This window comes from Nonomuraea sp. NPDC004580 (assembly GCF_040609855.1).
Lineage (GTDB): Bacteria > Actinomycetota > Actinomycetes > Streptosporangiales > Streptosporangiaceae > Nonomuraea > Nonomuraea salmonea.
The window spans coordinates 16,924-37,693 of the sequence record NZ_JBEXLH010000016.1; the positions used below are offsets into that span (position 1 = coordinate 16,924).

The following is a 20,770-nucleotide window of genomic DNA, read 5'->3' on the forward strand; positions in this document are numbered from 1 at the left end:
CTAGCGCTTGAGGTCGTAGAAGAAGACCACGTTGGGATAGGCGGGATTGTCCGTGTATCCCTGGACGTCGGACGACAGCGCGCGCTGGTACGTCTGCACGTACGGCACGGCCACCGCCGCCTCCTCCTGGATGATCTTCCGCTGCAGCTCCTCATAGGAGTCCGCGGCGGCCGAGACGTCCGTCGCGGTCAGCTCGGGCAGCTTGTCGATGGCCGCGTCGATCTCGGCGTTCTTCAGGTAGGACAGGTTGAACTGCGGCTTGTCCGCGCTCTTGAACACGTTGAGGAACCACGAGTAGGCGTCCGGATAGTCCGGGTACCAGTACATGACGAAGATGTCCTGGCCGCGCTTCTTGCCGAGGTCCCACTGCGCGCTCCAGTTCATGGGCTTGGCCTGGAGCGTCACGTTGAGCTTCTGCAGCGCCGAGCTGAGCAGCGTGACCAGCAGCTTCTGGTCCTCGTCGCCGATGCCGTAGGTGAGGCTGAGCTTCAGCTCGGGGTTGTCGGGGCCGTACCCGGCCTCGGCCAGCAGCTCCTGCGCCTTGACGAGGTCCTGCTTGGGCTGCATGTTCTCGGCATGGCCGAGCAGGCCGGGCGGCACCAGGCCGCTCGCCTTGTGCCCGGCGCCCTCCAGCGCCGCCGACAGGCCGTCGTAGTCGATGGCGAGCTGCAGCGCCTGCCTGATCCTGACGTCCTTCGCCGGGCCCTCGGCGGTGTTGAAGAGCACCAGCAGGTTCTGGAACGACTCCGTCTCCTTCACCTGCACGCCCTGCGTGTCGCGCGCCTGGTCGAACAGCTGCGGGTTGAGCCGCTCCACGAAGTTCACCTCGCCGCGCTGCAGCAGCTGCCAGGCGGTGGTGATCTCGGGCGTGACGCGGAAGGTCACCTTCTTGTACTGCTCAGGCTTCCAGCCGCCCCAGTAGTCCTCGAACGCCTTGAGCGTGAGCTCGTTCTCCTTGCCCTTCTGCCAGGAGTCGATCGTGTACGGGCCGGTCCCGGCGGTCTTCTCGCCGTCGGCGTCCACCGCGTCCACGTCGTAGATCCAGGCCGCGTAGCCGGAGGCGGCGACGAGGTCGAGCGGGGCGGCGTACTTGAGGTCGAAGACGACGGTGCTCGCGTCGGGCGTCTCGATCTTCTCGACCGGATCCCAGATGTAGGCGGCGCCGCCCTTCTTGTCCTTCGTGCGCTCGATGGCCTTCTTGACGGCCTCGGCGTCCATCGTGGCGCCCGAGTGGAACGTGACGCCCTGCCGCAGCGTGAACGTCCACTGCTTGCCGTCGCCCGACGACTTCCACTCGGTGGCGAGGCGCGGCCTGGCCTGCTTGGCCTGCGCGTCGTACCTGGTCAGGCCCTCGTAGATGTTGGACAGCGCGATGATCTCGTTGGAGTAGGAGGTCGCGGGGTCCCAGTCGGTGACCACGTCGTGGTTGGGGGCGTAGACGAACGTGCTGTCGTTGACCTGCCCGCCCGCCGGGGCGCCCGTGCTCGCGCGGGGCTCTGGGGTGCCGCCGGCGCCGCGTACCTGGCCGCCCGCGCACGCCGACGCGGTCAGAGCCAGGACACCGGCCACCCCGGCGACGAACAGTCGCTTGTGCCAGCGCATGGGGGGATCCTTTCGATATTCACCGGGCGAGGGGTCCGGCTGCTTTGACGTGCACCCGCACGGCGGGCTCGGAGAGATAGCTCAGCGGCACCTCGAGAAGGTCCACGATCTCCACCGCGGAGGGGTCGGCCCCCGCCGCCACGGCCCGCGCACGCGCCTCCTCTTCAGCGCTTTCGATGGCCTGTGTCCGGCTTTCTCCCGCAGGCAAGATCGTATCCACTCTGCCGCTCGCGAGCGCGATGGCGGCCCCGACCGCGTTGGCCACCTCGGCGTGCTCCGGCCTGATCACCCGGCTCACCCCGGGGATCTCGGGGGGCAGCAGGAACGCGCCGCCGCCCACCGCGACCAGGGGACGGTCGGCGCGGCCCAGCGTCATCCTGTCCACGGCGTCGGCGACCAGCTCGTCGGCGATCGCGACCGCACCCGTCAGCACGTCGTCACCTCGCAGGCGCTCCCGCCAATCGCCGGCGCCCGGCGGCACGCGGCCCGCCGTGACGGCGGCGTCGGTCATCGTCGCCGTCGTCCCGCCGAACACCAGCGCCTCCGTGGCGATCCGGTAGCCCACCGAGTCGGGGCCGAGCCCGCCGGGGCGCACCACGGTGCCGCCGCCGAGCGCGATGGCCAGGATGTCCGGCATGCGGAAGTTGGTGAGCACGCCGCCGATCTCGGTCGCCGCCGCCGACTCCCTCGGGAACCCGCCGGCCAGCACCCCCAGGTCGGTGGAGGTGCCGCCGACGTCCACGACGATCGCGTCCGACACCCCCGACAGGTACGCGGCGCCGCGCAGCGAGTTCGCCGGGCCCGAGCCGATCGTGGAGACCGGCAGGCGGGCGGCCTGCTCCAGGGTCATCAGCGTGCCGTCGTTCTGCGCCAGGTAAGGGCGTGCGCTCAGCCCGCGCTCGGCCAGCGCCGTGACCAGGGCGTCGGTGACCTGGGCGGCGACGCCGTACAGTGCGGCGTTCAGCACGGTCGCGTTCTCGCGTTCGAGCAGGCCGAGCGAGCCGATCTCGTGGCTCACCGACACCGGCAGCCCGTACTCGGCCGCCACCAGATCCGCCACCCGCCGCTCATGGGCGGCGTCGGCCGGGCTGAACACGCCGGTGACCGCCACCGCGTCCGCCTCGACGCCGTCGAGGAAGCGGCGCACGGCGTCCAGGTCGAGCGGGCCGATCTCGCGGCCGTCCACGTAGTGGCCGCCCGGCACGATCGCCTCGCCGGCCGAGACGACCTTGCGCAGGTCGTCCGGCCAGTCGGACAGCGGCGGCACCGCCGTGGTGGCGGGCGCGCCGAGCCGCAGCACGGCCACCCGGCCGAGCGCGCGGCGCTCCAGGATCGCGTTCGTGGCGTGCGTGGTGCCCAGCATGACCCGCGTGACGTCGGAGCGGTCCCCGACCTGCTCCAGTACGGCGTCCAGCGCCCCGCGCAGGCCGTCGGTCACCTCGGGGGTGGTCGGCCGCTTGGCCTTGGCGAGCACCCGGCCGTCCGCGTCCAGCACCACGGCGTCGGTGTTCGTGCCGCCGACGTCGATCCCGATGCGCAGGTCAGCCACGCGCGTTCAGCTCCTCAACGGGGACGTAGTCCAGGTCGTATCCGAAGGCACGCGGGCCGGCCGTCTCCAGGCCCTTGCCCGTACGCCAGAGCGGGTCGCAGGGCCAGGCGAGGACCGTCACGCGCTGGCCGTACCTGAGCGCCTCGGTCTGGATCGCGGCGGCCGTCTCGGTGTCCACGACCGTGATCAGGTCGGGCACCATGGCGCGGGCGCGGCCCTCCTCGATCGCGACGAGGTTCTCGTTCTGCAGCTCCAGGCTCAGGCGGCGGCCACGGTCGTCGCCGGTGCCCTCGATGACGGCGGTGCCGCGGACGAAGCCGCCCGTCGTGCGCCGCTCGACGTCGGTCAGCTTGCCGGTGATCAGCCTGGCCGCGCCCAGACGCGCGCGCAGCGCCTCCAGGGGGTCTGACGCGCCCTGCGTGGCCCTGCCGACCTCCAGGGCGCGGGTCACCGTACCCTCGATGACCGCGCCCCTGGCCGTGGCGCCGGTGAGGATGAAGTCGGCCATCAGCGCGTGCGAGCCCACGGCCACGCAGACGGCCCGCGCGATGCGCTCCGACCAGAGGCCGTCGAGCGGGCGGATGGTGACCACGTTGCCCGCGACGTCCGACATGATCACGATGTCGGCGGGGACGCCCGCGACGTACATGGAGATCATCTGGACCTCGGGGAACGCGCGTCCCATGCCGTCGGCGTCGAGCAGCGGCAGGCCGAGCTGGGCCGCCCAGGCGACCGGCGCGACGCCGTTCGCGCCGCCGATCTCCGATGACATGATCGCGCTCGGCGGGCGGCCGAAGACCCGCTCGACCTCCTCGGCGATGCGTTGGGGCTCGTCCTCGCCGTGGATCATCTCGTGGCTCACCGTCGGGGCGCCGATGCCGGACAGCGGCACCATGAGAGCGTCGTCCGCCAGGTCGTCCAAGGTGACGAGCGGGACGGGGCCGTGCTCGCGGATGGCGCGCACCGCGGCCAGCGATCCTGAACGGACGTCGCCCCCGCCGCCGGTGCCGAGCACGGCACAGCCACGGGCGAGGGCCTGGATGTCACTCACATCAATCCTCATTGGCGACACAACCAACCACATGGGCGCACATTCCGCCAGTCCAGCACGTTTCGCACGGGTGAAAACGATCCCCATGCACCGATTCCGTTGTCCTGATATGTGTGGGGACGAGGGATGGAGGTCCGCATGCGGATTTCGGTGGCCGCCGACAGCAAGGACGGCGTGGCCGAGCGGGTCGTGGCGGAGCTGCGCAGGCGCGGCCACGACGTCGTCACGCACGGCGCGCTCGACGACCACGAGCGCGACGACTGGGCGTGGGCCTGCGAGCTGACCGCGCGCGACGTCGCCGAGGGGCGTGCTGAGCAGGGCGTCGTGTGCTGCTGGACCGGCACGGGGGCGTCGATGGCGGCCAACAAGGTGCCGGGGGTGCGGGCGGCGCTGTGCGTGGACGCGTACACGGCCGACGGGGCCCGCAAGTGGAACGACGCCAACGTGCTCGCGCTGAGCCTGCGGCTGACCTCGGACGTGGTGCTCGACGAGATCCTCGACGCCTGGTTCGCCGGCCGTCCCAGCGACGACCCCGCCGACCAGGCCAACATCACCCACGTCGACCACATCTGACCGGCCGCGGGCGTCGGGGCCGCCGTCGCGGGAGAGTCTCCCTCCCCGCATCCTCCGGCCGGGAGGACGGCCGGAGAGGGCCCTGCCGGGAGAGAGTCCTGTCACCACGGACGCCGGGAAATCGTCGGTCCCTGGCCGTAGGGTGCTGGGCATGACCCTCGTCCTGCTCCGCGGCGGGCTGGTGTGGCGGCCCCATCAGCCGGCCCATCAGCCGGCCCATCAGCCGGCCCGTCAGCCGGCCCGTGAGCCCGCCGACCTCCTGGTGCGCGACGGGCGCATCGCGCAGGTGGCGCCGCGCATCGAGGCGCCGCCGCAGGCGCGGGTCGTCGACGTCACGGGGCAGGTGGTGCTGCCCGGCCTGGTCGAAGCCCACTGCCACCTCGACAAGACGCTCCACGGCGGCCCCTGGGTGCCCCACTCGGCCGACGACACGCTCGCCGGCCGCATCGGCAACGACCTCGGCCGCCGCGCCGAGCTGGGCGTCCCGAGCGTGCCGCGCGTCAGGGCGCTGCTGGAGCGCATGAGCGCCTTCGGCACCGCCCACGTGCGCACCCACACCGACATCGACCCGCAGGTGGGGCTGCGCGGCGTCGAGGCGGTCCGCGAGGCCGCCGCCGGCCTGCCGATCGACGTGCGCCAGGTCGCCTTCCCCCAGCACGGCGTGCTGACCAATCCCGGCACGGCCGAGCTGCTCGAAGAGGCGCTGAAGAACGGCGTGGAGGCCGTGGGCGGGCTCGACCCGGCGGGCATCGACCGCGACCCTGTGCGCCACCTCGACGTCGTCTTCGGGCTGGCCGAGCGCTTCGGCGCCCGCCTCGACATCCATCTCCACGACGGCGGCACCTTGGGCGGGTGGGAGCTGGAGCTGATCATCGAGCGCACCCGCGTGCTCGGGCTGGGCGGCCGGGTGGCCGTCAGTCATGCGTACGCGCTGGGGCAGCTCGACGACGCCGCCCAGGGCCGGCTCATCGACGGGCTGGCCGATGCCGGGGTGGCGCTCGTCACCGCGGCGGTCTACAGCTTCCCCGTGCCGCCCGTGAAACGGCTGCGGGCCGCGGGGGTCACGCTCGCGTGCGGGCACGACGGCATCCGCGACCTGTGGGGGCCGTACGGCAGCGGTGACATGCTGGAGCGCGCCATGCACCTCGCCTACCGCAGCACCTTCCGCAGGGACGACGACATCGAGCTGGCCCTGGAGGCCGCCACCACGGGCGGCGCCCGCCTGCTCGGCCTCGGCTCCTACGGCCTGGCCCCCGGCGACCGCGCCGACCTGGTCGTGGTGCCGTGCGGGAGCGCGGCGGAGGCCGTGGTCGTTCACCCTGCGCGCACTCTGGTCATGAAGGACGGCGTCGTCCTGCACAATTGACCGGCGGGACCATCGAAAGGCAGGCAAGTGCTCTCTATTCACCAGCGGATCGCCGCAGAGCTCGGCGTGCGCGACGGCCAGGTGCAGGCGGCCGTCGAGCTGCTCGACGGCGGCGCGACCGTGCCGTTCATCGCGCGATACCGCAAAGAGGCCACCGGCGCTCTCGACGACGCGCAGCTGCGCACGCTGGAGGAGCGGCTGCGCTACCTGCGCGAGCTCGAGGAGCGCAGGACGGCGATCCTGGAGTCCATCGAGTCCCAGGGCAAGCTCGACGACGAGCTGCGTGAGCAGATCATGGCGGCCGAGACCAAGGCCAGGCTCGAGGACATCTACCTGCCCTACAAGCCCAAGCGGCGCACCAAGGCGCAGATCGCCCGCGAGCTGGGGCTCGAGCCGCTGGCCGACAAGCTGCTCGCCGACCCCTCGCTCGACCCCGCCGCCACCGCCGAGGGCTTCGTCACCGAGGGCGTCGCCGACGCGGGCGCGGCGCTCGAAGGCGCGCGGGCCATCCTCATCGAGCGCTTCGCGGAAGACGCCGACCTGATCGGCGGCCTGCGCGAGCAGCTGTGGACCCGCGGCCGGCTGGTGTCGAAGGTCCGCGAGGGCAAGGAGGAGGCGGGGGCCAAGTTCGCCGACTACTTCGACTTCGGCGAGCCGTTCCCCAAGCTGCCCTCCCACCGCATCCTCGCCATGTTCAGGGGCGAGAAGGAGGAGATCCTCTCCGTCACCCTTGAGCCCGACGACAGCCCCGACTACGAGATGCGCATCGCCGCCAGGTTCGGCATCTCCGACCAGGGGCGTCCGGCCGACAAGTGGCTCAATGAGACCGTGCGCTGGGCGTGGCGCACCCGCATCCTCGTCCACCTGGGCATCGACCTGCGCATGCGGCTGTGGCAGGCCGCCGAGGACGAAGCGGTGCGGGTCTTCGCCGCCAACCTGCGCGACCTGCTGCTCGCCGCGCCGGCCGGCGCGCGGCCGACCATGGGGCTCGACCCCGGCCTGCGCACCGGCGTCAAGGTCGCGGTGGTCGACGCCACCGGCAAGGTCGTCGACACCGCCACCATCTACCCCCACGAGCCCAAGCGGCAGTGGGACCAGTCGCTGGCGGTGCTCGGCGCGCTCGCCCAGCGCCACGGCGTCGAGCTGATCGCCATCGGCAACGGCACGGCCTCCCGCGAGACCGACAAGCTGGCCGGCGAGCTGGTCAAGCACATGCCGTCGCTCACCAAGATCGTCGTGTCCGAGGCCGGCGCGTCCGTCTACTCCGCCTCCCCCTACGCCTCGCAGGAGCTGCCCGAGCTCGACGTGTCGCTGCGCGGCGCCGTCTCCATCGCGCGGCGGCTGCAGGACCCGCTGGCCGAGCTGGTCAAGATCGACCCCAAGTCCATCGGGGTCGGCCAATACCAGCACGACCTCGCCGAGTCCAAGCTGTCCCGCTCGCTCGACGCCGTCGTCGAAGACTGCGTCAACGCGGTCGGCGTCGACGTCAACACCGCCTCGGCCCCGCTGCTCACCCGCGTGTCCGGCATCGGCGCCACGCTCGCCGAGAGCATCGTGCGCCACCGCGACGCCAACGGCCCCTTCCGCACCCGCTCCGCGCTCAAGAGCGTGCCGCGACTCGGGCCCAAGGCGTTCGAGCAGTGCGCGGGCTTCCTGCGCATCAGGGGCGGCGACGACCCGCTCGACGTCTCCGCCGTGCACCCCGAGTCCTACCCGGTGGTGCGCCGCATCCTGACCTCGGCCAAGACCGACCTCAAAACGCTGATCGGCAACACGGCGGCGCTGCGCTCCCTCGACCCGCGCGCCTTCACCGACGACACCTTCGGCCTGCCGACCGTCACCGACATCCTGCGCGAGCTGGAGAAGCCCGGCCGCGACCCGCGTCCCGCCTTCAAGACGGCCACCTTCAAGGAGGGCGTCGAAAAGCTGTCCGACCTGACGGCCGGCATGATCCTTGAGGGCGTGGTCACCAACGTGGCGGCGTTCGGCGCGTTCGTCGACGTCGGCGTCCACCAGGACGGCCTCGTCCACGTCTCGGCCATGTCCCGCACGTTCGTCTCCGACCCGCGCGACGTGGTCAAGCCGGGCGACATCGTCCGCGTCAAGGTCCTGGGGGTCGACATCCCCCGCAAGCGCATCTCCCTGACCTTGCGCCTGGAAGACGAGACCACCCAGGAAGACACCGACACTCCCCGCAGGGGCGCCGGCCGCCAGGGCCCCCGCGACGGATCTCGCAGTGAAGGCGGACGCGGTGACGGATCTCGCGGCGCCGGCGGTCGCGGCGAGGGCGGCCGCGGCAACGGCGGACGCGGTGAGGGCGGCCGCGGAGATGGCGGACGCGGCCAGGGCTCGCGTGGCGAGGGCGGCCGTGGCGACGGAGGCCGCGGACAGGGCGGACAGGGCGGACGTGGCCAGGGCGGCAACGGCGGCGGACGTGGCCGCGGCGACGGAGGCCGCGGCGGCCAGCGCCGCCAGGACCGCCCGGCCCCGACGGGCGCCATGGCCGAAGCTTTGAGAAAGGCCGGCCTCGGCGGCGACTCCCGCTGACAACTGAACGGCGGTCCCGCCCGAAACCCACGCTCCGGCCGGGACCGCCGCCCTGCTGGCCCTGACCAGCCCCAATCTCCACGCACACCCGCGCTCAAGCCGCGACCGCCCCAACGTAGGGCTCAGCCGGCGAACCGTGGCGGGAAGGTGGGTGGGCCAAAGGTCTCTCGGCTGGTGGCGAACGTGGGGCTGGGCGGGCTGGTGGCAAGGCGCGTGGCGATACGGTCTAAGAGTGAGCAGCACTGCGTTCGATACGGCGATCACCCAGGCTCGCGACCTGCTCAGGTGGCGCTCTCCGTTGCGTACCGAGCTGTGGGCGGCCAGGCTCACGGCCGGGCTGGAGGGGTCGGGGCAGGTGGAGGAGTTCCTGCGGCGGGCCGCCGAGGACGGCGGGATGGAGGCTCGTCTCGCTCTGGCCGCTCTCGCCGCAGTCAACCGCCCTACCGACGCCCCTGCTCGGGGTGACGAGGGCGAGGGCGCGACTTCGCCTGGCGGCGAGGCCGAGGGTTCGGTGTCTTCCGCTGCTGAGGGTGAGGGCTCCGTGGATGGCGCCGGAGGTGCTGAGGGCGCTTCGGGCGTGGGTGAGCTGTTCGCGGTGGCTGGGCGTGGGGTGGCCGGCACTTTGGCCGGGTGGGTGCGGCGGATGGGTAGGGTTCGGTGCGAGGGCGGCTGGTACGGGAAGGCCGATCCCTACGGCGAGCAGGTGCTGGCGGTGCTGTCGTTCCGGTACGACAACGGCAAGGAGCCGCACATCCTCGTCGTCGGCATCGACCAGCCCAGCGGCGGCCTGGCGGTGGACGCGCTGGTGGAGGAGGCGAAGTTCCTCGACGAGCTGGATCTGCGGCCGACGCCTCCCGAGAGCGTGGCGGCCAGGATGCTGGATGCGTTCGCGCTCACCGACCGCGTCATGGGGGCACAGGTGGCCGACACCCTGCCGGGGGTGCGGCCGTTCGCGATCACGCGGGCCCGCACCGCACTGGAAGGGGCGCACCTTCGCGACACCGGATCGGCTGCCGGCCCGCAGCATGATGTGTCCGGCTCTCGAACGGGTCTGAGTGCCGAAACGGCCGGCATCACTGAGACGGCGGCACCCGCCGAAACCACCGGCTCGGCTGGAGTGGCGGGAGAGCCTGCGCCTGAGCAGATGCCTGAGGGGCCCGGCGCGCGGGAGGCGTTCGAGGTGTTGATGGCGTTCGTCGGTGAGCGGACGCTGTGGTGGAGTCCGGCGCGGGTGTCGCAGTTCCTGACGCGGTGGCTGCCTCGGGAGGCCATCCTGTCCGAGGCGGCGATCGAGGCGATGCCTGACGTGGTGCGGGCCTGGACGATGCGTCAGGGCGGCCACTCGGCCGTGTTGCGGCAGATCGACCACGACGCACCCCGTCTGCCCGCTCTCATGGCGGACGAGTCCCTTGCCTCGCTCAACAAGCGCCTCGCTCTGGCCGCCCGTGAGGGTTAACCCATCAGCGAACGGTCCTTGCCTGACAGGACAGTGTGGGCGGTCAGAAGGCCGACAGGACGGCGTGGGCGGTCAGAAGGCGTAGCGGATGGTGCAGTGGGGCAGGCGGTCGTTGATGAGGTCGGTGAGCGCTGCGACGTAGCGGCCCTTGTGGCCGGTGCGGTAGCGGACGTTCCAGCCGCCCGTCTGGGAGCGTTTCGGCTGCTGGAGGTCCGGGCGCCACAGCACTTCCTCGGCCTTCGGGTGCCAGCCCAGATTGACCTCGTGCAGGCGGTCGTTGTGGGTCAGGAAGATGATCTCGGCGGCGAGCTGGGCGCGGGCCTCGGGGCTGAGGGCGTCGTCGAGGTGGGTGAGGAGTTCGGCCCAGTCGTCGAGCCACCCCTCGCGTACGACGACAGGGCTGAAGTTGACGTGCACCTCGTACCCGGCGGCCACGAAGTCGTTGATGGCCTCGATGCGGTCGGCGACGGGCGAGGTGCGGATGTCGAGCAGCTTGGAGTCGGCCGCCGGCATGAGGCTGAAGCGCACCCGGGTGCCGCCGCGCGGTTCCCAGGAGAGCAGGTCGCGGTTGACGTACTTGGTGGCGAAGCTGGCCTTGGCGTTGGGCAGCCGCCCGAAGAGGTCCACCAGGTCGCGCACGTTGTCGGAGATGGTGGCGTCGACCGAGCAGTCGGAGTTCTCGCCGATGTCGTAGACCCAGTCGCGCGGGTCGACCTGGTCGGGCTCGGGTTTGACGCCCTGCCGCCCGGCGTGGCGTTCGAGGTAGCCGAGGATCTTGTCGATGTTGGCGAAGACGGTGATCGGGTTGCTGTAGCCCTTGCGGCGCGGCACGTAGCAGTAGGCGCACGCCATGGCGCAGCCGTTGGCGGTGGACGGCGCGATGAAGTCGGACGAGCGGCCGTTGGGGCGGGCGGTGAGCGACTTCTTGATGCCGAGCACGAGCGACTCGGTCTTGATGCGCACCCAGCGGCTCACGTTGGTCTCGTCGCCGTACAGCTCGGGGATGCGGTGGTGGCTTTCGACCTCGATCAGCTCGGCCCCGGGGAAGCGGGCGAGGATCTCCTGCCCTCGCGGCAGCTCGGCTGCGGCCGGTTCGAGGTAAATGCGGCGGATATCCAGCAAAGAGTTACTGATCGTGACTGTCATCTCACTTCCAGGCTACCCGGGCTGGTCCACTGGACAGGCGTACGCGGTCCGGGAGGCGAGCTGCCAGGTCAGGACGGCTGCACCGCAGCGGCGGCAGTGCTCGCGCTTGTAGACCCAGCGCTCGTCGGGCGCCGCCGGGTCGCTCACCACCTGCCCGGCGTCGCGCCCCAGGGCCATGTACGTCCGCGCCGCCTCCCACAGCCGCCCGGCCGTGGCGGCGTCCAGGTCGCGGACCCCGGGATGCAGCCCGGTCAGGAACAGCAGCTCCGCCCGCCACGCGTTGCCGACGCCCGCCCACACCTTCTGGTCGAGCACGGCCGCGCCCACAGGACCCCGGAACGCCCGCAGCCGCCGTACCGCCTCCTCCTCCGGGGCGTCGTCGCGCAGCGGGTCGGGGCCGAGCGAGGTGCGCAGTGCGGCGACGCCGTCCGCGTCGAGCTGCTCGCAGGTGGAGGGGGCGATGAGGTCGTACGCGACGTCGTCCGTGGCCAGCCGCAGCCGGGTGCCCGCACGGGGCGGGGTGCCGGGGTCGGGGTGGCGCAGGAAGATGCCGCGCATGCCGAGGTGCACGTGGACGGCCGGTACGCCGTCGAAGTGGTAGAGCAGGTGCTTGCCCAGCGCCTCGACCGACTGCAGCGCCCGCCCGTCGTACGGCCTGGCGTCGAAGCGCCCCTGCGGCCCGGCCGCGCGCACGACCCGCCCGCCCAGGTCGGCGTGCTGTTCGCGGGCGTGGCGGTGGGTCAGATGTCCTTCCGGCATGCCGGAGTGCCTACCCGGTGCCCGGCCTCGCCGCGCCGGACGAGCGGGTGAGTCGACCCACCGCGCCGGACGAGCGGGTGAGCTGGTCCTCCGCGCTGGACAGCAGCATGTCCAGCGCTGTCGGGTAGGCGCTGTCGTTCATGCGGGCCACCAGCAGGGGCGCGGTGGCGGCGATGTGGGGGTGGGTGGCGGCGGGGAGGCGGGCGTACGTGTCGCGCCAGACCTCCTCGTCGGCCTCGCGGGCCGCCGGGGGCAGGGCCAGGGTGGCGGCATCGAGGATGGAGAATGCCAGGCTTTGGTCAATGAAAGCGTGATAAATCCGGACTGCGTCCTCATCCCCGAACCCCGCCCCCCGCAGGATCCCCAGGATCATCTCGTCCCCCGCCACCTCGTTGGGCCGCCCCGTGACCCGCGACGCGGTCAGCAGCGCCGCCTGCGGATGCGCCAGATAGGCGTGGTGGATGCGCAGCCCCAGCTCCCGCAGGTCGCCCCGCCAGTCACCGGTCGGGTCGAACCGGTTGACGGCGTGCCCGAACAGCTCGTCCGCGATCGCCAGCACCAGGTCGTCCATGCCGCGGAAGTACCGATAGACGGTGCTCGCGTCGGCGCCGAGCGCCAGCCCGAGCCGGCGCGCGGTGAGCCCGGCGGCCCCGTGCTCGTGCAGCATGCGCAGCGCGGTCTCGACGATGAGCCCGTGCGTGAGCACCTGTCCCTGTTTGGTGGGACGCCGCCGCCGGCGCGCCGTCTCAGGCACCACCCGCTTGGCCATCCAGGTCGCCCTCCTTATGCCAACGCCATTGACGTTGTTCAGCGTACGGGCGTTGGATGAGCGGACACACCCCCAGAAAAGCTGTTAAAAGGGGATTTTTCGTCATGCGTATCCTTCTCGTGGGAGCCGGCGGCGTGGGCACCGCCATCACCCGGATCGCCGCCCGCCGCCCGTTCTTCGACCACATGGTGGTCGCCGACTACGACCTCCCCCGTGCCAAGGCCGCCGTCGCCGCCCTCGGCGACGCCGCCGCCAGGTTCACCCCGGCCAGGATCGACGCCGCCGACGCCCGCGCCGTCACCGGCCTGCTCGCCGAGCACCGCTGCGACGTGCTGCTCAACGCCACCGACCCGCGTTTCGTGCTGCCGCTGTTCGACGCCGCGCTCGCCGCCGGCGCTGACTACCTCGACATGGCGATGTCGATGTCCAGGCCGCACCCGGAGCGCCCCTACGAGGAGGTCGGCGTCAAGCTGGGCGACGAGCAGTTCGCCAGGGCGGGCGCGTGGACCGAGCGCGGCGGGCTGGCGCTGGTGGGCATGGGGGTGGAGCCGGGCCTGGCCGACGTCTTCGCCCGCTACGCCGCCGACGAGCTGTTCGACGAGATCGAGGAGATCGGCATCAGGGACGGCGGCAACCTGACCGTCGAGGGCTACGAGTTCGCGCCCTCGTTCTCGATCTGGACCACGATCGAGGAGTGCCTCAACCCGCCGCTGATCTACGAGAAGGACCGCGGCTGGTACACCACCGAGCCGTTCAGCGAGCCCGAGGTCTTCGACTTCCCCGACGGGATCGGCCCCGTGGAGTGCGTGAACGTCGAGCACGAGGAGGTCGTGCTGGTGCCGCGATGGATCCCGGCGCGGCGGGTGACGTTCAAGTACGGCCTGGGCGAGGAGTTCATCGGCGCGCTGAAGACGCTGCACGCGATCGGCGTGGACCGCACGGACCCGGTCGAGGTGCGCACCGGGGACGGCACGGTCGAGGTGTCGCCGCGCGACGTGGTGGCCGCCGTGCTGCCCGACCCGGCCGGGCTGGGCGAGCGCATGCACGGCAAGACGTGCGCGGGCACGTGGGTCAAGGGCGTCAAGGACGGGCGGCCGCGCGAGGTGTACCTGTACCACGTGGTGGACAACCAGTGGACGATGCGCGAGTACGGCAGCCAGGCCGTCGTCTGGCAGACCGCGGTCAACCCGGTGATCGCCCTGGAGCTGCTGGCCGAGGGGGTCTGGAAGGGCACGGGCGTGCTGGGGCCCGAGGCGTTCGAGCCGCGCCCGTTCCTGGATCTGCTGGTCGCGTACGGCTCACCGTGGGGCATGCGCGAGCAGTGAGGGGGCCGGGCGACGGCACGGAAACGGGACGTTGGATCATAAAGGTGCCTCGACCCGTACTTGGGAGGAAGACCCCTTGAGCATCGCCGACGACCCCGACCGCGCACCGGCCCGCTCCCACCTGTACGCCATGGGCCTGTCGGAGGAGGAGATGCGCCGCCCCGTGGTGGGCATCGCCTCCACCTGGACCGGCACCATGCCCTGCAACCTCAACCACCGCGACCTGGCCGAACACGTGGCGGAGGGGGTGCGCGCGGCGGGCGGGCTGCCGATGGAGTTCAACACGATCGCCGTCTCCGACAACCTCACCATGCACACGCCCGGCATGCGCACGTCGCTGATCAGCCGCGAGGTGATCGCCGACTCGATCGAGCTGATGGGACGGGCCCACCAGTTCGACGCGCTGGTGGCCATCGTGGGCTGCGACAAGACCGTACCGGCCGCGATCATGGCGCTGGCCCGGCTGGACGTGCCGTCGGTGGTGCTCTACAGCGGCAGCATGATGCCGGGCCGCTGGCGGGGACGTGACGTGACGATCCAGGACATGTGGGAGGCGCTCGGCGAGCGCGAGGTGGGCCGCCTCGACCAGGCCGACCTGGACGACCTGGCCAGGCACGCCTGCCCCGGCGCGGGCACCTGCGCCGCCCAGTACACCGCCAACACCATGGGCGCGGTCGCCGACTTCCTGGGCCTCGCGCCGTTCGGGATCGGCGACATCCCGGCGGTGGCGGAGGAGAAGAACGCGGCGGCCCGCCGCATCGGCGAGATCGCCATGGACGCGCTGGCCCGCGACGCCCGCCCGTCGCGGGTGCTCACCGCCGACGCGCTGCACAACGCGATCGTGTCGGTGGCGGCCATGGGCGGCTCCACGAACGCGGTGCTGCACCTGCTGGCGATCGCCCGCGAGGCGGGACTGCCGCTGGAGATCGACCGCATCGGCGAGGTCTGCCGCGAGGTGCCGATCATCACCGGCCTCAAGCCGAGCGGCGGCGACGCGACGGCGCTCGACCTGTGGCGGGCCGGCGGCACGTCGCTGGTGGTGCGCCGGCTGCTGGAGGCGGGGCTGCTGCGCGAGAACGTCACGCTGGTGGACGGCCGCACGCTGCCCGAGGTGGCCGAGGCCGCCGTGGAGACGCCGGGCCAGCGGGTGGTGGCGAGCGCGGACAAGCCGTTCAAGAAGCGCGGCGCGCTGGCCATCCTGCGCGGCTCGCTGGCGCCCGACGGGGCGGTGCTCAAGCTGGGCGGCAAGGACGACTTCCGGCACGAGGGCCCGGCGAAGGTGTTCGACTCGGAGAACGACTGCTACGTCGCGATCCAGGAGGGCCGCATCGTGCCGGGCGACGTCATCGTGGTCAGGTACGAGGGCCCGGCGGGCGGCCCCGGCATGCGCGAGATGCTGTCGATCACCGGTCCGCTGGTCGGCCGGGGCCTCGGCACCTCCGTTGCGCTGGTGACCGACGGCCGGTTCAGCGGCGTCTCGCACGGCCTGGTGATCGGGCACGTGGCGCCCGAGGCGTACCACGGCGGGCCGATCGCGCTCGTGCAGGACGGCGACCCGGTGGTGATCGACAGCGCGGCCGGCACGCTCGACGTGCTGGTGCCGGAGGACGAGCTGGCCCGGCGCAGGGCCGCGTGGCGGCGGCCCGAGCGGGAGGTCGAGCGCGGCGTCCTGACCAAGTACGTCGCCTCGGTCCGCTCGGCCTCGGACGGCGCGGTCACCGCCTGAACCAGGAGGGTGGGGGCACGCCCCGGGGACCGGGCAGCCGCCCGGGGCGGCTATGCTGCGCAGTGACGTTTCGCGTGCCCTCACCTGAATGGAGACCTGCCCGATGATGAAGGAGTTCGCCGCCGAGGTCGTGATGTGGCTCGTCCCGGTCGTGGTGCTGATCGGGGTGGCACTCCTCGTCACCGCCTGAACCCCCGGCGAGTCCCCCTCAGCAGATCCAGGCAGGCTCAGGAGAGTTTCACGACGCCCAGGCCAGCAGCGGCCCCCCTTGTCTGAGCCGCTTGAGCGCCTGTTTCTCCAGCTGCCTGATGCGTTCCCTGGTCAGGCCCAGATGCGCGGCGATCGCGGTGTAGCTCTGGGCCTGCTCGCCGCTCAGCCCGTACCTCAGGTTGATCACGAACGCCTCGCGCGGCGGCAGCGACGTGACCACCTGGCGCAGCTCGGCGCTGAGCGCGCGGCGCTCGGTCAGCTCCTGCACCGCGAGCCCGTCCTCGTCGGCGATCATGTCGCCGATCCTGCTCTCGCCGTGCTCGCCGACGGGCAGGTCGAGGCTGACGGTCTCCTGGCCCAGCCGGCGTAACGTGGCCACCTGCGCGGGCGTGCGTTCCGCCGCCGCGCTCAGCTCGGCGTCCGTCGGCTCCCTGCCCAGCTCGACGGCCAGGCGCCGCTCGACGCGCAGCAGCCGCGCCAGCTCCTCGGCGACGTGGGTCGGCAGGCGTACGGTGCGGCTCTTGTCGTGGATGCCGCGCTCGATGGCCTGCTTGATCCACCACATCCCGTACGTCGAGAACTTGAAGCCGCGCCGGTAGTCGAACTTCTCCACCGCCCTGATCAGCCCCAGGTTGCCCTCCTGGATGACGTCGAGCAGCGGCAGCCCCCGGTAGGAGTAGCGCCTGGCGACCGCCACCACCAGCCGCAGGTTCGACCTGATCAGCTTCTCCTTGGCGCGCCGCCCGTCAAGGACGATGTGTTCGAGTTCGGGCGTGCCGGCGCCGCGCTCGATGAGATGGCCCGCGTACAGGCCGGCCTCGATCCGCCGGGCGAGGTCGACCTCGTCGTCAGCGGAGAGTAAGGGGGTCTTGCCGATCTGCTCGAGGTACATGCCGAGCAGGTCGGGCTCTTCTGCCGCCATGCACGGGCCCTACCCGGTAAACGGCGGCGAATTCCCTGCTTCGTTGAGTTCGGCGATGGCCAGCTCGGCCGTGCTGCGGATGTCGAAGAACTTGTCGAGCGCGGTGATCGCGAACAGGTGCTTGCACCGGCCGTTGAGCCCGGACAGCAGCAGCCGCCCGCCGGAGGCGGTGACCGCTTTGTGCAGGTAGACCAGCACCGACAGGCCGGAGGAGTCGCAGACGCTCACGGCCTGCATGTCGATCACGAGCAGCGGCGGCTGGGTGAGATCGAGGGCCTTGGTCACGCGGTCTCGGACCTCGGCGGCGGAGCCGAAGTCGAAGTCCCCCGTCAACCGTGCGATGACGCAGGGTCCTTGGAGTCCGAGGCTTATCGACAAGGCCTGCTCCGAAGTCACCCAGTTCCACCTACCCGCGTCGCTCTCCCGACGCAACCACTCTATGAGAAGTAGCGCTTCGGGTTGAACACCAGCATCTGCTCAATCTGGTCGTCGGTCACACCCGAGTCCCGCAGTGCGGCCAAGACATCGTCGTGAATGTGATCGTAGCGCCAGTTGGGCGCGACCGCGTCGCGGGTCTCGTCCCAGGGCCCGCCGAAGTAGTCCATGAAGCAGGCCGTGTCGTGGCTGAGGACCATGCGGTCGGCGTAGCCGCGGGCGGCGAGCGCGGCGACCGTGGCCACCCGCTGCGGGGTCGGGTTGTAGAGGTCGAGGCCGAAACGGTCCATGCCGAGGATGGCGCCGGTGTCGGCGAGGCGCATGAGGTAGTCGAGGTCGTTGCTGTCGCCGGCGTGCCCGATGACCACCTTGGTCAGGTCGACACCCTCCTTGCCGAACAGGTCGAGCGCGAGCAGCCCGCTCTGGGTGAAGGAGTTGGTGTGCACGGTGATCGGCGCGCCCGTGCGCAGGTGGGCCTGCGCCACGGCCTTGCAGATGCGCTCGACGCCCGGCGTGAGCCCCTTGGCCTCGACCACGCACTTGAGGAAGGCCGCCTTGATACCGGTGCCGGCGATGCCCTCGGTCAGGTCGCGCACGAAGTCGTCGATCATCGGGTCGGGGCAGTCGATGAGCAGGCCGGGGCCGCGGTGCTCGTACTGGTGGGGCACCTCGTCGTAGGAGTAGAGGCCGGTGGCGGCGATGATGTTCAGCTCGGGCACCTGGTCGGCGACCCGCTTGACGCGCGGGACGTAGCGGCCGAGCCCCCACACGGTCGGGTCGACGATCGTCCGCACGCCCTTGGCCGCCACCGCGCGCAGCTTGGTGACCGCGTCCGCCACCCTGGTCTCCTCGTCCCACCAGGCGCCCGCGCCGTAGTTGTCCACGTGCTCTGTGGCGAGCACGAAGACGTGGTCGTGCATCAGCGTCTGACCCATCGTGTTGACATCGACGGGGCCGCGAAGGGTTTCGACAGTGGGCATGCGCGCCTCCATACCAGGTGGTCGGTTGCGCGCCAACCTAAGCCGGACAGTCAAGATCGTCAAACGCCGCTGCGCGGGAACAACGGGCGCGGTCTCGCCAGCCGTTCACCGCCGACCGCCGCCGCCACGCGGCGGGCCGCCGTCGGCAGGAAAGGCGGCCGTGATGTAGTCGTGCACGAAGATGGCGGTGGGCAGCGGGCGCCCGGCCGACAGCAGCATGGCCGGCCAGTGGACCGCGTGGAACCGGATCACGCCCTTGCCCACGATGTGCACCTTGTCCTGCTCGCGCACCCACCACCGCCCGTACGCGCCGGGCTCGTCCAGCGCCGTGACGTAGTTGGCCAGCGCGTCCCACCACACGTAGATCACCTGGCCGGGGTCGCCGGGCACGGGGATGCCCCAGCCGCGGGCGCGTGCGGCCGAGCGGGAGACGCTGATGTCGGACAGCCCGGCCGCCACGAACGCCAGCACCTCGTTGCGCCGGGCCGCCGGCTCGATGCGCAGCCGCCCGCTGCCGATGAGGCCGAGCAGCGCGTCCTGGTAGCGGGAGAGCCGGAAGAACCAGTTCTGCTCCGAGACCGTCTGCAGCGGGCCGGGGTGCCCGTCGGGGCAGGGGCCCTCCTGATAGAACTGCTCGCAGCCCACGCAGTAGAGCCCCTCGTAGTGGCGCTGGTAGAGGTCGTGCGCGGTCTCCTTCCAGATCCGCTCGACGCCGGCGCGGTGTGCGGGGTGCGCGCTGGTCCTGATGAAGGCGTCGAACGACACGCCGAGCGGCCCGCGCAGCGCCTCGAACGCGGCGGCGTTGCGGCCGACCAGCTCGCGCACCGGCACGCCCGCCGCCTCCGCGGCCAGCACGTTCTTCAGCGAGTTGTCGTCGCTGCCGGTCTGGAACCGTACGGGCGCGCCGCGCCGCCGGTGGTGCCTGGCCAGCACGTCTGCCTGGACGAGCTCCAGCGCGTGGCCGAGGTGCGGCCTGGCGTTGACGTAGGGGATGGTGGTCGTGACGTACATCGGATGCCTCCCGAAGGGGCCCCGGACACGAAGAGAGGCCCCGGCTAGCAGGGCCTCAACGTGGACGTGCCGGTGAAACCCCCTAGGGGGCCATCATGCGGCGGCACGTCGCGATCATGCCGACACCATACCTCGTTTCACCCGTCCTTGCGGGGGCCCGGAACGACCAGCACGGGCCGGTGCGCGTGGTGCAGCACTCGGTCGGACGTGCTGCCCAGCAGCAGCGAGCGCACTCCGCCCAGTCCTCTGGTGCCGGTCACGATGAGCGAGGCGTCCAGCTCCTCCGCCACGTCCACGATGGTCGACCAGACGGCCACGGAGTCGACGTCGCAGCGCGGGGTGGCGTCCAGCCCCGCTTCCCTGGCCAGCTCGGCGCCCTGCATGGCCAGCTCGCTCATCGCCTGCCCGATCGCCTCGTCCTCGGCGCCCGCCTGGTCGATCGTCACCATGAGCCCGGCCGACGCGCGGGCCGAGGTCATCGCCAGCCGCTCCCACACGGTCAGCACCACGGCGTGCTCCCCCGGGAACATCCGGCCCGCGAACTCGATGGCGGCCTTGGCGTCGTCGGACCCGTCGTACGCGATCACAATCGTCATGTCCTCCCTCTTCCCGAGGTGCGGCTTTCACGCCTGACAATGTGATCTAAACGAGGGCCGGCACGCGGCGGGCGGAGGTCCGCAGCATCGTCAGACCGGCCAAGGCCAGCACGCCCAGCTCGGTGACGACCACCACGCGCTGGGTCAGGCCGGCGGGGATGTCGTCGTTGGACAGCGGGATGCCGAACATGCGCACCACGTAGGGGACCACGACCAGCAGCAGCGCGCCGACGGCGACCACGCTGAGCACGCGCAACGCCTTCGCGTAGCGGACCCGCGCCTTGGCCAGCAGCAGCCCGGCGAGCGGCATCATGACGAAAGCGGCGAACGCGGCATAGCGATGGATTCCCCCCGACATCGACAGCGGCAGCCCTGGCCGGTCGGTCGGGAACGCGCCCACCAGGAACATGCTCGCGCCCCAGCCCAGCAGCAGCAGGACGACCCAGCGGTTCACACCGGCCCGGCGCAGCGCCTCCGCGATCAGCGCGGAGCCCACGGCGAACAGGGTCAGCGCGGCGGGCAGCAGCCAGCCGGCCGACTGCCAGACGTACTCACTGATCACGGCGTGCATCGGGTCCAGGTTCGAGGCGGCGTGCAGCGTGAGCATCGCGCCGCTGCCGGCGCCGATGGCCGCGAATCCACTGACGAGCAATCCCTTCATGCCTTCAAAGCTCGTGGAAGGCGGCTTTTCCGAACATCGGAGATCGGCCCGAACTCGCCCTGAAGGATCCCCTAATACCTTGGGTT

18 protein-coding genes are annotated in these 20,770 nt (G+C 71.6%); 6 read left to right on the forward strand and 12 right to left on the reverse strand.

Features of this window, described 5'->3' with window-relative positions:
• Genes ABZW11_RS18775 through ABZW11_RS18785 form a run of 3 tightly spaced genes read right to left on the reverse strand, consistent with a single transcriptional unit; the run spans window position 1 to window position 4,202 of the window.
• Window positions 1-1,602, reverse strand: coding sequence for an ABC transporter substrate-binding protein (locus ABZW11_RS18775; RefSeq protein ID WP_355418605.1), 1,602 nt, complete (start codon window positions 1,600-1,602; stop codon window positions 1-3).
• Between the two features lie 19 nt (window positions 1,603-1,621).
• The gene (locus ABZW11_RS18780) at window positions 1,622-3,151 is read right to left on the reverse strand and encodes a hydantoinase/oxoprolinase family protein (protein WP_355418607.1); all 1,530 of its coding nucleotides are present in this window, start codon (window positions 3,149-3,151) and stop codon (window positions 1,622-1,624) included.
• On the reverse strand, window positions 3,144-4,202 hold the full coding sequence (locus ABZW11_RS18785) for a DUF917 domain-containing protein (protein ID WP_355418609.1): 1,059 nt from the start codon (window positions 4,200-4,202) through the stop codon (window positions 3,144-3,146). Before ABZW11_RS18785 ends, ABZW11_RS18780 begins: the two co-directional genes overlap by 8 nt.
• Window positions 4,203-4,340: 138 nt before the next feature.
• On the opposite strand from ABZW11_RS18785, the gene ABZW11_RS18790 reads away from it, so the two are divergent.
• The 4 genes from ABZW11_RS18790 to ABZW11_RS18805 all read left to right on the forward strand — a co-directional run bounded on the left by ABZW11_RS18790 (window position 4,341) and on the right by ABZW11_RS18805 (window position 10,144).
• A complete protein-coding gene (locus ABZW11_RS18790) occupies window positions 4,341-4,775 on the forward strand; it encodes an RpiB/LacA/LacB family sugar-phosphate isomerase (RefSeq protein WP_355418611.1) in 435 nt (144 codons plus the stop codon).
• Window positions 4,776-4,926: 151 nt separating this feature from the next.
• Window positions 4,927-6,141: an amidohydrolase gene (locus ABZW11_RS18795; RefSeq protein WP_355418613.1), complete on the forward strand. Its 1,215-nt coding sequence runs from the start codon at window positions 4,927-4,929 to the stop codon at window positions 6,139-6,141.
• 27 nt (window positions 6,142-6,168) lie between these two features.
• Window positions 6,169-8,688 (forward strand): Tex family protein, encoded by a 2,520-nt coding sequence (locus tag ABZW11_RS18800; protein WP_355418615.1) that lies wholly within the window; start codon window positions 6,169-6,171, stop codon window positions 8,686-8,688.
• 232 nt (window positions 8,689-8,920) lie between these two features.
• Window positions 8,921-10,144, forward strand: a complete 1,224-nt coding sequence (locus ABZW11_RS18805; protein ID WP_355418617.1) for a hypothetical protein — start codon at window positions 8,921-8,923, stop codon at window positions 10,142-10,144.
• 72 nt (window positions 10,145-10,216) lie between these two features.
• On the opposite strand, the gene ABZW11_RS18810 is transcribed toward ABZW11_RS18805, so the two are convergent.
• The 3 genes from ABZW11_RS18810 to ABZW11_RS18820 are packed head-to-tail and all read right to left on the reverse strand — an operon-like array spanning window position 10,217 to window position 12,818.
• Entirely contained in the window at window positions 10,217-11,266 is a 1,050-nt protein-coding gene (locus tag ABZW11_RS18810; protein ID WP_355418619.1) for a spore photoproduct lyase family protein, read from the reverse strand.
• A 36-nt stretch (window positions 11,267-11,302) separates the two neighbouring features.
• On the reverse strand, window positions 11,303-12,049 hold the full coding sequence (locus ABZW11_RS18815; protein WP_355418621.1) for a DNA-formamidopyrimidine glycosylase family protein: 747 nt from the start codon (window positions 12,047-12,049) through the stop codon (window positions 11,303-11,305).
• Between the two features lie 10 nt (window positions 12,050-12,059).
• Window positions 12,060-12,818, reverse strand: coding sequence for a TetR/AcrR family transcriptional regulator (locus ABZW11_RS18820; RefSeq protein WP_355418623.1), 759 nt, complete (start codon window positions 12,816-12,818; stop codon window positions 12,060-12,062).
• A 104-nt stretch (window positions 12,819-12,922) separates the two neighbouring features.
• Here ABZW11_RS18820 and ABZW11_RS18825 point away from each other — a divergent pair, with 104 nt between their 5' ends.
• Window positions 12,923-14,143 carry a saccharopine dehydrogenase C-terminal domain-containing protein gene (locus ABZW11_RS18825; protein ID WP_355418625.1) on the forward strand — a complete coding sequence of 407 codons (1,221 nt, stop codon included), beginning with the start codon at window positions 12,923-12,925 and terminating at the stop codon, window positions 14,141-14,143.
• 76 nt (window positions 14,144-14,219) lie between these two features.
• Window positions 14,220-15,869, forward strand: coding sequence for a dihydroxy-acid dehydratase (ilvD, locus tag ABZW11_RS18830; protein WP_355418627.1), 1,650 nt, complete (start codon window positions 14,220-14,222; stop codon window positions 15,867-15,869).
• A 238-nt stretch (window positions 15,870-16,107) separates the two neighbouring features.
• Here ilvD and ABZW11_RS18835 read toward each other — a convergent pair whose 3' ends face one another.
• From ABZW11_RS18835 to ABZW11_RS18860, 6 genes are all read right to left on the reverse strand, one after another.
• Window positions 16,108-17,001, reverse strand: coding sequence for a sigma-70 family RNA polymerase sigma factor (locus ABZW11_RS18835; RefSeq protein ID WP_355418629.1), 894 nt, complete (start codon window positions 16,999-17,001; stop codon window positions 16,108-16,110).
• A gap of 9 nt (window positions 17,002-17,010) precedes the next feature.
• Window positions 17,011-17,397, reverse strand: coding sequence for an STAS domain-containing protein (locus ABZW11_RS18840; RefSeq protein ID WP_169789150.1), 387 nt, complete (start codon window positions 17,395-17,397; stop codon window positions 17,011-17,013).
• Window positions 17,398-17,438: 41 nt separating this feature from the next.
• Window positions 17,439-18,416, reverse strand: coding sequence for a phosphotriesterase-related protein (locus tag ABZW11_RS18845; RefSeq protein WP_355418632.1), 978 nt, complete (start codon window positions 18,414-18,416; stop codon window positions 17,439-17,441).
• Window positions 18,417-18,521: 105 nt separating this feature from the next.
• The gene (locus tag ABZW11_RS18850) at window positions 18,522-19,427 is read right to left on the reverse strand and encodes a methionine--tRNA ligase (RefSeq protein ID WP_355418634.1); all 906 of its coding nucleotides are present in this window, start codon (window positions 19,425-19,427) and stop codon (window positions 18,522-18,524) included.
• A gap of 137 nt (window positions 19,428-19,564) precedes the next feature.
• On the reverse strand, window positions 19,565-20,023 hold the full coding sequence (locus ABZW11_RS18855; protein WP_355418636.1) for a universal stress protein: 459 nt from the start codon (window positions 20,021-20,023) through the stop codon (window positions 19,565-19,567).
• Between the two features lie 46 nt (window positions 20,024-20,069).
• Entirely contained in the window at window positions 20,070-20,684 is a 615-nt protein-coding gene (locus ABZW11_RS18860; protein WP_355418638.1) for a DUF998 domain-containing protein, read from the reverse strand.
• Between the last annotated feature and the right edge of the window lie 86 nt (window positions 20,685-20,770).